This is a genomic window from Bradyrhizobium sp. PRIMUS42 (assembly GCF_023006515.1).
Lineage (GTDB): Bacteria > Pseudomonadota > Alphaproteobacteria > Rhizobiales > Xanthobacteraceae > Bradyrhizobium.
The window spans coordinates 1-11,227 of record NZ_JALBGZ010000137.1 but is presented as its reverse complement, the minus strand read 5'-3'; the positions used below and the strand labels follow the sequence as shown (position 1 = coordinate 11,227).

Genomic DNA, 11,227 nt, shown 5'->3' with positions numbered 1-11,227 from the left:
GGCATGCGGATCGTGCGCTCGGCGGACGAACTTGGGCCCGCGATCGTCAGCGCCAAGCGGGAAGCAAAAGCCGCGTTCGGCGACGACCGTATGCTGATCGAAAAATATGTCGACAATCCCCGCCACATCGAAGTGCAGATCATCGGCGACAGCCACGGCAATCTGCTCTCGCTGTTCGAGCGCGAATGCACGTTGCAGCGCCGGCACCAGAAAGTGATCGAGGAAGCGCCGTCGCCGACGCTCAACGCGGCCCAGCGCGAGGCGGTCTGCGCCGCCGCGCGAAAGGCGGCCGGCGCGGTGAACTATGTCGGTGCCGGCACGATCGAATTCGTCTCAGACGGCAAGGACGTGTTCTTCATCGAGATGAACACCCGTCTCCAGGTCGAGCATCCCGTGACCGAGCTGATCACGGGCATCGATCTGGTCGAGTGGCAGTTGCGCGTCGCCTTCGGCGAGGAGCTGCCGTTGAAGCAGGACGAGATCAAGCTCAACGGCCACGCGGTCGAGGCGCGCGTCTACGCGGAAAACCCGACCAAGAACTTCATGCCGTCGGTCGGCAGGATATCGACCTGGCGTCTGCCGCCGGAGACTGGTGGCTTACGTATCGATGCCGGCTACCGCGAGGGCGATAGCGTCTCGCCCTATTACGACGCCATGCTCGCCAAGATGATCGCGTGGGCGCCGACGCGGGATGTCGCGATCGAGCGGCTGAACCGAGGGCTGGAAGAGTCCGACGTTCGCGGCATCGTCACCAATGTCCCGTTCCTGTCGGCGCTGATGACGCACCCGAAAGTGCGGACGAATGCGATCGACACCGGCTTCATCGAGCGCGAGCTGGCGGTCCTGACACAGGCCGCGCCGGCGCCCGGCGAGCTGGAGCTATGCGCCGCCGTGGCCGCTGTCATCAACGACGAGCAGCAGGCCGCACGGGCCCAGGCGAATTCACCCTGGCAGACGTTTGGCTGGCAGCCGGTCGGCCGGCGCCAACGAAATTTCGCATTCCGCGTCGGCCACGGCCCCGAGCAGAAGATCGCGCTGAACTACGGCAGCGGGCCGTCGACGCTGGTGATCGGCGACCGCGAGCTGGCGTTTGCGATCGCGCCGAAGGACGGCGGCTTCGATCTGACGCTTGATGGCGTCAAATCGTCCGTCGCAGCCGTGATCTCGGGCCATGAGCTTTACCTGCGCACGCGCAACGGTCGCTTCGACCTGCACTGGGTCGATCCGTTCGGCGGCGAGAGCGAGGAGCAGACCGGCGCGGACAAGATCGCAGCGCCCTTGCCGGGAACGGTCGTCGCGGTATTGGCCGAGGAGGGCGCAATGCTCGAGAAGGGCGCACCGATCCTGACGCTCGAAGTGATGAAGATGGAGCAGACGCTGCGCGCGCCCTATGCCGGCGTGCTGAAATCGATCAAGTGCAAGGTCGGCGACATCGTGCAGGAGGGTGTCGAACTCGCCGTGGTCGAGCCGTCCGGAGAGTGACATGAGCGATCAGGTCCGCATCGTCGAAATGGGCCCGCGCGACGGGCTCCAGAACGAGAAGGTTCCGGTCAGCGTCGAGGCCCGCATCGCCTTCATCGAGGCGCTGGTTGCGGCCGGTCTCGATACGGTCGAGGTCGGCGCCTTCGTCTCGCCCAAGGCGATCCCGCAAATGGCGAGCTCGGACGCCGTCCTGCGCGGCGTTGCCCATGTGACGGGTGCCGAATTCCACGTGCTGGTGCCGAACGAGAAGGGCTACGACGCCGCGCGCGCCGCCGGCGCGAAAGTGGTCTCGGTGTTCGCTGCGGCCTCCGAAGGCTTTTCCCGTGCCAATATCAATTGCACGGTCGCGGAGTCCATCGAGCGCTTCAAGCCGGTGCTGGCGCGCGCCAAGGCCGATGGCGTCAAGGTGCGCGGCTATATCTCCTGCGTGCTGGGCTGCCCGTTCGACGGCGAGATCAAGCCAAAGGCGGTCGCCGATCTCGCGAGCACGCTGTTCGAACTCGGCTGCTACGAGATCTCGCTCGGCGACACCATCGGCGTCGGCACGCCTGCCAAGGCCAAGGAGATGCTGCGCGCGGTTGCCGCCAATATCCCAACCGGCAAGCTGGCCATGCATTTCCACGACACCTACGGCCAGGCGCTCGCCAATCTCTATGCGGGGATGGAGGAGGGCGTCCGCGTCATCGATGCCGCCGCGGGCGGCCTCGGCGGCTGTCCCTATGCACCGGGCGCGACCGGCAATGTCGCGACCGAGGACGTCGTCTATTTGCTCGAAGGCATGGGCGTCAGGACCGGCATCGATATGGACCGGCTGTTGGCCGCGACCAACGAGATGAGCGGCCTGCTGGGCAAGCCGCCCGTGAGCCGGGTGGCGTCCGCGCTGAATGCGAAGAAGAAGCGGGCCGCGACTTCAGCTTTGTAGGGTGGGCAAAGGCGCGGAGCGTCGTGCCCACCATCTTTCGATGATCGAGACAGGTGGTGGGCACGCTTCGCTTCGCCCATCCTACGAGACCTCCCGTCAGGCCGCCTTGAGCCCCACATCCGGCAGACGCGGCCGGCTTTTCAGCGCCTTGGCCATCATGGCCTCGACCTCGGCCTTCTCCTGCGGCAGCAGCGCCAGGCGCGGCGGGCGGGTCAGCGCGGTGCCGCGGCCCATGATGTGCTCGCACAGCTTGATGCACTGGACGAGGTCCGGCCGCGCATCGAGATGCAACAGCGGCATGAACCATTCGTAGAGCGGCATCGCCTCGGCGAAGCGCCCCGCCTTGGCGAGGCGGAACAGCGTCTCGCCCTCACGCGGGAACGCGTTCGACATGCCCGAGACCCAACCCACCGCGCCCATCGCGACGCTCTCGACGATGACGTCGTCGAGCCCCGCGAACAGCACGAAGCGGTCGCCGACCATGTTGCGGGTGTCGATGAAGCGCCGGGTGTCGCCGGAGGAATCCTTGAAGCAGACGACCGTCTCGACGTCCGCCAGCGAGGCCAGGATGTCGGGGGTGACGTCGTTCTTGTAGATCGGCGGATTGTTGTAGAGCATCACCGGTAGGTCGGTCGCGGTGGCGACGGCGCGGAAATGCGCGGCGGTCTCGTGCGGCTTGGACGAATAGACCAGGGCTGGCATCACCATCACGCCGTCGATGCCGACACGCGCGGCTTCCTTGGCGGTCTCGACCGCGAAAGCGGTGGTGAATTCCGCGATACCACACAGCACGGGCACGCGGCCGGCCGCGACCGACTTCGCGGTTTCCATGATCGCGACCTTCTCCTTGCGCTCAAGCGACGTGTTCTCGCCGACGGAGCCGCAGACGATCAGGCCGGAGACGCCATCGCGGATCAACCCGTCCATCACCTTGGCAGTTGCGTCGATATTGAGCGACAGGTCGTCATTGAATTGCGTGGTAACGGCCGGGAAGACGCCTTCCCAGGAAACGTGGCGGGTCATGATTTCACTCCAAGTGAAGTTGCCGGCGGGGGGCTGGATCCGCCGGGTCGTTGTGAAGAGGATGGCGAATGGAATTAGAGCGTCGCGCCGACCTTGCGCAGCTCGGCGAGAACGGGTGCCTTGGGCAGCCAGATCTTGTCGAACTCGGCAATGACGGCCTCGGTATCCTTTGCGTCGACCTGGCGGATCGGGATCGGCGCCTTCTTGAAATTCTCGATCAGCGCCGGCTCGTTGCCGGCAAGCTCGTCGATCTGCGCGTCCAGCGTCGACTTCACCAGCTTGGTGATCAGCTCGCGGTCGGCGGGCGGCAGTGACTGCCAGACCCGGCCGGAAACGACGGCCGCCATCGGCATGAAGACGGCATTCATCTGGAGGATTACCTTGGAGACCTTGTCGAAGCGCTGATTCCAGGAGAATTCGAGATCGGCCTCGAGGCCGTCGACCTGGCCGTTGGCCATCGCGTCGAACACCTGCGGCGTCGGGATCGGGGTGGGCGCAGCACCCAGCGAGGAATAGAAATCGCGATAGACCGGCGTCGGGTTGATGCGCAGCTTCATGCCCTTGATGTCGGCCAGCGTGTTCAGGTCCCTTGAGGAGAACACCGCGCGCATGCCGGTGATGCCCCAGCCGAGCCCGATCGTGCCGGTCTCCTGCGGCAGCACGTCGAACAGTTTCACCGCCGCCGGATGCCGCACGAATTTCGCGACCGACGGCGTCGAACGGACGATGTAGGGCGCGTTGATCGCGGCGATGTGCGGCACGCGCGACCCAAGCTCGGCGGCCTGGATGAAGCCCATGTCGAGCGCGCCGGACTGCAATTGCTGCATCATCGCGGTCTCATTGCCGAGCTGGCCGGAATGGAACACGGTCAATGTCAGGCGACCATTGGATGCCGCCTTGAGATCGTCGCCGAATTTGAGCGCGGCCTTGTTCCAGGAATGGCCGTTCGGCGTGATCAGGCCGAGGCGGAATTCCTTGGCCTGGGCGAGCGCCAGCGACGGCGCGAACACCCATGCGGCGGCACTGGCGGCGAGAAAGCGGCGGCGTGAAAGCGGCATGGTCGGGCTCCTTTTGGATGGGCCTATTTGATGAGGATCAGCGAGAGCGACGGATAGAGCGAGAGCAGCACCAGCAGGACGCAGGAGATGACGAAGAAGGGCAGCGTCACCATGAACATCTTGCCGGGCTTGGCGCCGGTGACGGCGGCCGCGACGAAGAAGCAGAGCCCGACCGGCGGCGACAGCAGGCCGAGCACCAGGTTGATCACCACCACGACGCCAAAATGCCTGGGATCGATGTGATAGACCTCGGTCGCGACCGGCAGCAGGATCGGCACCGTCATGATCAGGCCGGGAATGCCGTCGATGACAGTGCCGATCACCAGCAGGATGACGTTGCAGATCAGCATGAAGCTGATCGGGTCCTTGGCGGCCGACTGGATCCAGCTGGCGGTTTCCTGCGGCACCTTGCCGAAGATCAGCACCCAGGAGAACACGGCCGCGGCGGCGACGAGAAACAGCACGATCGCCGAATAGATGGCACTGCGCAGCATCATCTGCGGCAGCTGCGAGAACTCGAACTCCCTGGTCCAGAACTTTCCGACCAGGGCTGCGGCGACCGCGCCGACGGCGGCGGATTCCGTCGCATTGGCGAGGCCACCGAGAATGGTGCCGACGATGACGATCGGGATCAGCAGCGTCGGAGACGTCCGCAGGATCGTCATGACGCGCTGGCGCGGCGTCTGATAGTCCGCCCGCGGATAGTTGTAGATGTATCCCATCAGCGCGATGACGAGGCAGAACATGACCGTGAGGATCACGCCCGGCACGATCCCGGCGATCAGCATGTCGCTGACCGAGACCTGCGCCAGCACGCTGTAGACCACGAACATCACAGACGGCGGGATGATCGGGCCGAGCATGCCGCCATAGGCGGTGAGGCCGGCCGCAAAGGTCTTGTCGTAGCCCTTCTTCTCCATCTCCGGCACCATGATCTGGGCCATGATCGCGACCTGCGCGGTGGCCGATCCCAGGATCGAGGAGATGAACATGTTGGCGAGGATGTTGACGTAGGCGAGCCCGCCCTTGAGCGAGCCGACGAAGGCCATCGCCATGTCGACGATGCGCCTTGTGATGCCGCCGCCGTTCATGATCTCGCCGATCAGGATGAAGAGCGGGATGGCGATCAGGCCGTAGCTGTCGACGCCCCCGAACAGCTGGAGCGGATAGGACTGGAACAGCACCGGGTTGCCGGATGCGGCGATGTAGACAAGGCCGGCGAGGCACAGGCACAGCCCGATTGGCACGCCGACCAGCATGAACGCCATGAAGGCCGCAGATGTGATCATCAGTTGACCCCATCCAGCTCGGAGAGCTGAAAGCCCGTCAGTGGCGTGCGCGGGACCAGCCCGATATCTTCCAAGAGATTGGCGAGACCGTGAATGGTCATCGACACCGCGAAGATCGGCAGCGTCAGGTACATCATCCAGGTCGGCCAGTTCAGCGTCTGGGTGTGCTCGGTATAGAGGAAGTTGAAGGTCTCAGCCGCGAGCTTGCGCCCGTCGAAGCCGACGCGTGCCAGCCCCACCGGGTCCATCCAGAGCACGCAGGTCACGATCAGGGCGACGCCGAACACGACGACGAGGCCGGTCGAGATCACCTTGGCGAGCTTCTGGTGCTGCGGCGAAAGACGCTCCGTCAACATGGTCACCGCGAAGTCGAGCCGCAGCCGCGTCATCGCGGACGCCCCGATGAAGGTCAGCCAGACCACGCAATAGACGGCGGATTCATCGATCCAGTAGATCGGGAAACGCGAGTAGCGGGTGACGACGTTCACCAGGATCAGACCGGTGAGCAGATACATCAGACCCATCAGCGCCAGGCGCTCGAAAGCGAGCAGGGCACTCGACATCCGGACGATCGTACGTCGGACGCTGAGCGCGCGCGTGGCCGGCATCGTCTGCTCGATCATGAAGAGGCCCCAACCCCGAAGATTTGTCGTGCGATTGCCAAATGTATAATTTATACATTTTGGGAGTCAAACAGAGATTGCGATCAATTCGGCAGCAGGGCGCGCTTTTGCTGGGCACTTCTTTTGTGGCGGCTCGGCTTTTGCCGGGCACCTCGACATGCAAGACAGGGACCGCGTCGGCCGAACGAGTCGGGAAGGACAACAGAAGGTCAGATGAAACAGCCTCTGAAGCATCGCACCTTGTCGGCCGCGATTGTCGATCAGCTCCGCCAGGCGATCCTCGACGGTACCTATCCGGCCGGATCGCAACTGCGCCAGGATGCGCTCGGTGAGGCCTATGGCGTCAGCCGGATCCCCGTTCGCGAAGCGCTGTTTCAGTTGGAGGCAGAAGGCCTCGTGCGCATCGTTCCGCAGAAGGGCGCCATCGTCTCGGAGCTGTCGCTGGACGAAATCAACGATGTCTTCGACCTGCGCCGTATCCTGGAGCCGCGATTGCTGGCGCAGTCGGCGCCGCGTTTCACGGCAGAGGATTTCAAGGGGCTCGACGATATTCACAAAAGCTTCGAGAAGGCGATCAAGGCGCGCAATGTCAGTGAATGGGGGCAGCTCAACGCCGACTTTCACATGGCGCTCTACGTGCACGCCGCGCAGCCGCGCACCCGTGCAATCGTGCTGTCGCTACTCCAGACCAGCGACCGGTACACCCGCCTCCAGCTCTCCAACACCAAGGCGATGGGGACAGCGGAAAAGGAGCATGCCCATCTGATCGCGCTCTGCCGCGCGCAGAAGGTTGACGAGGCCTGCCGCTTCCTGGAGCGGCACATCGAGGCGGTGCGCAAGGATCTGTTGCAGGTGGTGGCGAACGCGCCGAAAGCGCGGCGGAAGGAGAAACCGTAGGGTGGGCAAAGGCGCACTTGCGCCGTGCCCACCTTCTGTCCGCCATCGCGATGGAAGTGGTGGGCACGCTGCGCTTTGCCCACCCTACGGAAGCTTTGCCGCCCTGCGGACCGCGCTTTGCGCGGCCGCTGGTCTAACCCACCCTACGGCAGTTGTGATTGCCTCTACCTGCTTCCGTCAGGCCCCATCACCAGGTCCGGCAGCCCGGTCGAAATCGCCGGAAAGAAACACAGCAGCAGCACCGCGAGCATCATCAGCAGCACGAAGGGCAGGGTACCCCAGATCACCTCGCGCAGGGGGATGTCGGGCGCGACGTTGCGGATGACGAAGATGTTGAGGCCGACCGGCGGATGGATCAGCCCCATCTCCATCACGATGGTCATGACCACGCCGAACCAGATGATGTCGAAATTGGCGGCGCGGAGCGGCGGCAGGATGATCGGCGCCGTCATCAGGATGATCGAGACCGGCGGCAGGAAGAAGCCGAGCACGACGACCATGACGAGGATCGCAAACAGCAGCTCCCAGCGCGGCAGGTGCATCGCGACGATGGATTCTGCCACCGATTGCGAGATGTGCAGATAGCTCATCACGTAGGAGTAGAGCAGCGACATGCCGATGATCATCATCAGCATGGTCGATTCCCGGATCGTCGATTTCATGATCGGGGCGAGGTCGCTCGGCCGCCACACGCTGTAGATCGCGGCGATCAGCGCCAGCGCCAGCAGCCCGCCGAGGCCGGCGGTTTCCGACGGCGTGGCGTAGCCGCCATAGAGCGCGATCATGACGCCGGTCAGCAGCAGCACAAAGGGGATCACGCGCGGCAGCACGCTGAAGCGTTCGGCCAGCGTATACTCGTCGCGGGCGAGGATCGCGGCTTCCGGTCCGCCGTTCTTGTAGATCTCTTCGGCCGCGGCATATTCCTGGCGGAAGCGGATCACGGCGTAAGCGCCGAACAGCGAGACCAGCAGCAGGCCGGGGCCGATGCCGGCGAGGAACAGCCGCCCGAGCGACTTTTCCGCAGCGACCGCGAACAGGATCATGGTGATCGAGGGCGGCAGCAGGATGCCGAGCGTGCCTCCGGCGGCGATGATCCCTGCGGCAAAGCCGCCGGAATAGCCGCGCTTGCGCATCTCGGGGATGCCGGCCGAACCGATCGCCGAGCAGGTCGCGGGCGAGGACCCTGCCATTGCCGCGAACAGCGCGCAGGCGAACACGTTGGCAACGCCGAGACCGCCGGGCACGCGATGCAGCCAGGCATGCAGGGCCGAATAGAGATCCTGGCCCGCGCGCGACTTGCCGATCGCGGCGCCCTTCAGGATGAAGAGGGGGATCGACAGCAGCGTGATCGAGGCCATTTCCTCGTAGACGTTCTGCGTCACCGTATCGAGAGAGGCTGAGGGCATGTAGATGGCCATGAACACGACCGCGACCGCGCCGAGCGCGAACGCAATCGGCATGCCCGAGAACATTATCAGCAGCGTCGCAACGCCGTAGGCAACGCCGATACCGAACACGCTCATGGACGCCTGGCTCCGGTGAAGGGCAGCGCAAGCTGCACGAGGATCTGGATGCAGAGCAGGCTCATGCCAAGTGCCATCAGCGAATAGGGGATCGCCAGCGGCGGCGACCACATCGAGTTGGAGACCTGGCCGTCGACATAAGCTTCATGGGCCAGTGTCCAGGACTTCCAGGCGAAGAAGGCGCAGAACAGGAACGTGGCAGCGTCGACCAGCCAGAGCCGGATCTTGTTCGCCAGCGGCGACAGCAGACCGACGAAGGCCTCGATGCCGATATGGCCGCGGTTCTGCTGCACATAGGCCGCCGTCATGAAGGTCGCTCCGACCAGCAGGAACACGGCGGCCTCGTCCTGCCAGTAATTGGCAGCCTTGAACAGCGCGCGGCTGAGCACGCTGTAGCTCAGGATCATGCAAGCGGCGATCAGAGCGACCGCTGCGAACACCACGATGATGGTGTTGAGGATGGCAAGGCCGCGATCGATCGCTGCCGCAGGGCCTGTGCCCGCGACAGCGTTTGCCGGGTCATCACGATCCGGAAGCGGACCGTGGCTCATGCCGCGACGTCGGTGGCGAGCTTGAGCAGGTTTGCCGCGGTCGTGGTCTTGGCACTGTAATCCTTCCACGCCGTGTCGCGCGCGATGTCACGCCACTTGCCGACGGTCGCAGCGTCGAGCGCAGAGACCTTCGCGCCCGCCTTCTCGTAGACCTTGGCGACCTCGACGTCGTCGTCCTGCGCGCCCTTGCGGCCGAAGGCTTCGAGTTCGGTGCCCACCGTGAGCAGGATGTCCTGCTGGTTCTTCGGCAGCTTGTCGAAGATCGCCTTGGACATCATCAGCGGCTCGAGCATGAACCAGTACGAGGCGCCCGCACCCGAGGTCAGGGATTTGGCGACCTCTTCCAGACGGAACGAGATCAGGCTGGTCGAGGAGGTGATGCCGGCATCGCAGGCGCCGGTCTGCATCGCCGCGTAGATTTCGTTCGACGGCACGGACAGCACCGAGGCGCCGGCGGTCTGCAGCACCATGTCCATCTCGCGCGAGCCGCCGCGCACCTTCAGGCCCTTGGCATCTTCCGGCGCCACGATCGGCTTGGAGCGGCTGGCGACGCCGCCGGCCTGCCAGACCCAGGAGAGCAGGATGATGCCCTTATCGGCGAGGAAATCGGTCAGCGCCTTGCCGACCGGTTCCTTCTTCCAGCGCAGGCCCTGGTCGTAGGTGGTCACAAGGCCGGGCATCAGGCCGATATTGGTCTCGGGCAGCTCGCCGCCGGCATAGGGCATCGGATAGAGCGAGATGTCGAGCGCGCCCTTGCGCATTGCGGAGAACTGCGCGTTGGTCTTGATCAGCGAGGAGTTCGGATAGATTTCGGCGGCGATGTCGCCATTGCTGCGCTTGGCAACTTCGGCGGCGAACATGCGGCAGAGCCGATCGCGGAAATCACCCTTGTCGATGGTGCCCCCCGGAAACTGGTGCGAGATCTTCAGCGTGGTGGCGGCCTGTGCGGTGCCGGTGCCGAAGCGGAGAATGGCGGGTGTGGCGACAGCGGTCGCGAGCAGATGGCGGCGCGTGAGCATGATCTGATCCCCTTGGGCGGTTCTTTGAACGGCTCTTGTTTGGCGTGATTGGTCTGGGTTTCCGAGACCGGCGCGTAGGTCCATCCTAGCCGGTCTTTCGCCCGATGATCTCTCATCTGATAGTTCGAGACCGAATGCCGCGGCAAGTGCTGGACGTGCTGCGCTGCACACTTCCGATCCCCGCTGCAGGCCCTGGCTCGTCCGAACGACGGATCGCAGCGGGATCGCCAAAATTTATCGGCGGCGGCGTAACAAGGCGGGCCGTCCATCCGTCGAAATTGAATAGCGGCGTCCGTCGCTGACAAACACCACCTCGAAGGGAAGATGATCCATGACCATTCGCACCCGTATCGTGCTCGGCGTCTCGGCTGCCGCTCTCTCGCTTGGCCTCGCGTTTGCGCCGGCCGCCTTTGCTCAGGACAAGATGGGCAAGGATGACGGGATGATGAAGAAGGATACGATGTCCAAGGACGGCATGATGAAGAAGGACACGATGTCCAAGGATGACGGCATGAAGAAGGACCACATGTCGAAGGACGGGATGAAGAAAGACGACGGGATGATGAAGAAGAACTGATCTTCGACCGGCGCTGCAGCGTTTGCGATACGCAGACGCGCGGTCTCGAACTTCCCTGGGGCGGTCGTGGACCGCCCCAGAAGCAGGTATCAGTTCAATTCAATTGAACGTGAGGTGTGATCGTTACTTGCGCTTGGCCTTGCGGGCGGCGTAGCGGGCGTCACGCTTGGCCTTCTGCTCGGCCTCGACTTCAGCCAGCTTGGCGACCGCGTCTTCCGCCTCGCGGGCGATCCGCGCAGCCTCCGCGGCTGCCGCTTCCTCCG

12 protein-coding genes are annotated in these 11,227 nt (G+C 64.3%); 4 read left to right on the top strand and 8 right to left on the bottom strand.

What is annotated here, in order from left to right:
- Nucleotides 1-1,482: biotin/lipoyl-containing protein (locus MOV75_RS13485; protein WP_247005938.1), on the top strand; the 1,482-nt coding region annotated here is incomplete at its 5' end.
- A gap of 1 nt (nucleotide 1,483) precedes the next feature.
- A complete protein-coding gene (locus tag MOV75_RS13480; protein WP_246922556.1) occupies nucleotides 1,484-2,404 on the top strand; it encodes a hydroxymethylglutaryl-CoA lyase in 921 nt (306 codons plus the stop codon).
- Between the two features lie 96 nt (nucleotides 2,405-2,500).
- Here MOV75_RS13480 and MOV75_RS13475 read toward each other — a convergent pair whose 3' ends face one another.
- From MOV75_RS13475 to MOV75_RS13460, 4 genes are all read right to left on the bottom strand, one after another.
- Complete coding sequence (locus tag MOV75_RS13475; protein WP_247005937.1) at nucleotides 2,501-3,427, bottom strand: dihydrodipicolinate synthase family protein; 927 nt, start codon at nucleotides 3,425-3,427, stop codon at nucleotides 2,501-2,503.
- A 74-nt stretch (nucleotides 3,428-3,501) separates the two neighbouring features.
- Nucleotides 3,502-4,485, bottom strand: coding sequence for a TRAP transporter substrate-binding protein (locus MOV75_RS13470; protein ID WP_246927876.1), 984 nt, complete (start codon nucleotides 4,483-4,485; stop codon nucleotides 3,502-3,504).
- A 23-nt stretch (nucleotides 4,486-4,508) separates the two neighbouring features.
- A complete protein-coding gene (locus tag MOV75_RS13465) occupies nucleotides 4,509-5,774 on the bottom strand; it encodes a TRAP transporter large permease (protein WP_247005936.1) in 1,266 nt (421 codons plus the stop codon).
- Entirely contained in the window at nucleotides 5,774-6,382 is a 609-nt protein-coding gene (locus MOV75_RS13460; RefSeq protein WP_246927897.1) for a TRAP transporter small permease, read from the bottom strand. The genes MOV75_RS13465 and MOV75_RS13460 overlap by 1 nt, the downstream gene beginning before the upstream one ends.
- A gap of 228 nt (nucleotides 6,383-6,610) precedes the next feature.
- On the opposite strand from MOV75_RS13460, the gene MOV75_RS13455 reads away from it, so the two are divergent.
- A complete protein-coding gene (locus MOV75_RS13455; RefSeq protein ID WP_246927881.1) occupies nucleotides 6,611-7,294 on the top strand; it encodes a GntR family transcriptional regulator in 684 nt (227 codons plus the stop codon).
- Between the two features lie 164 nt (nucleotides 7,295-7,458).
- Here the strand turns inward: MOV75_RS13455 and MOV75_RS13450 are convergent, their stop codons facing one another.
- The 3 genes from MOV75_RS13450 to dctP are packed head-to-tail and all read right to left on the bottom strand — an operon-like array spanning nucleotide 7,459 to nucleotide 10,387.
- On the bottom strand, nucleotides 7,459-8,817 hold the full coding sequence (locus MOV75_RS13450; RefSeq protein ID WP_246927883.1) for a TRAP transporter large permease: 1,359 nt from the start codon (nucleotides 8,815-8,817) through the stop codon (nucleotides 7,459-7,461).
- Complete coding sequence (locus MOV75_RS13445) at nucleotides 8,814-9,368, bottom strand: TRAP transporter small permease (RefSeq protein WP_246927885.1); 555 nt, start codon at nucleotides 9,366-9,368, stop codon at nucleotides 8,814-8,816. Before MOV75_RS13445 ends, MOV75_RS13450 begins: the two co-directional genes overlap by 4 nt.
- Nucleotides 9,365-10,387 (bottom strand): TRAP transporter substrate-binding protein DctP, encoded by a 1,023-nt coding sequence (gene dctP, locus MOV75_RS13440; protein WP_246927888.1) that lies wholly within the window; start codon nucleotides 10,385-10,387, stop codon nucleotides 9,365-9,367. Before dctP ends, MOV75_RS13445 begins: the two co-directional genes overlap by 4 nt.
- Before the next feature lie 331 nt (nucleotides 10,388-10,718).
- On the opposite strand from dctP, the gene MOV75_RS13435 reads away from it, so the two are divergent.
- On the top strand, nucleotides 10,719-10,964 hold the full coding sequence (locus tag MOV75_RS13435; protein ID WP_036027965.1) for a pentapeptide MXKDX repeat protein: 246 nt from the start codon (nucleotides 10,719-10,721) through the stop codon (nucleotides 10,962-10,964).
- Between the two features lie 123 nt (nucleotides 10,965-11,087).
- Here the strand turns inward: MOV75_RS13435 and MOV75_RS42945 are convergent.
- Nucleotides 11,088-11,227, bottom strand: a 140-nt coding sequence (locus MOV75_RS42945; protein WP_369010459.1) for a DUF6481 family protein, incomplete at its 5' end; no start/stop codon positions are given.

Excerpts from the sequence above, each read along its gene's own strand:
- MOV75_RS13480 (WP_246922556.1), top strand. The coding sequence starts at position 1,484 with ATGAGCGATCAGGTCCGCATCGTCGAAATGGGCCCGCGCGACGGGCTC.
- MOV75_RS13475 (WP_247005937.1), bottom strand. The coding sequence starts at position 3,427 with ATGACCCGCCACGTTTCCTGGGAAGGCGTCTTCCCGGCCGTTACCACG.
- MOV75_RS13470 (WP_246927876.1), bottom strand. The coding sequence starts at position 4,485 with ATGCCGCTTTCACGCCGCCGCTTTCTCGCCGCCAGTGCCGCCGCATGG.
- MOV75_RS13465 (WP_247005936.1), bottom strand. The coding sequence starts at position 5,774 with ATGATCACATCTGCGGCCTTCATGGCGTTCATGCTGGTCGGCGTGCCA.
- MOV75_RS13460 (WP_246927897.1), bottom strand. The coding sequence starts at position 6,382 with ATGCCGGCCACGCGCGCGCTCAGCGTCCGACGTACGATCGTCCGGATG.
- MOV75_RS13455 (WP_246927881.1), top strand. The coding sequence starts at position 6,611 with ATGAAACAGCCTCTGAAGCATCGCACCTTGTCGGCCGCGATTGTCGAT.
- MOV75_RS13450 (WP_246927883.1), bottom strand. The coding sequence starts at position 8,817 with ATGAGCGTGTTCGGTATCGGCGTTGCCTACGGCGTTGCGACGCTGCTG.
- MOV75_RS13445 (WP_246927885.1), bottom strand. The coding sequence starts at position 9,368 with ATGAGCCACGGTCCGCTTCCGGATCGTGATGACCCGGCAAACGCTGTC.
- dctP (WP_246927888.1), bottom strand. The coding sequence starts at position 10,387 with ATGCTCACGCGCCGCCATCTGCTCGCGACCGCTGTCGCCACACCCGCC.
- MOV75_RS13435 (WP_036027965.1), top strand. The coding sequence starts at position 10,719 with ATGACCATTCGCACCCGTATCGTGCTCGGCGTCTCGGCTGCCGCTCTC.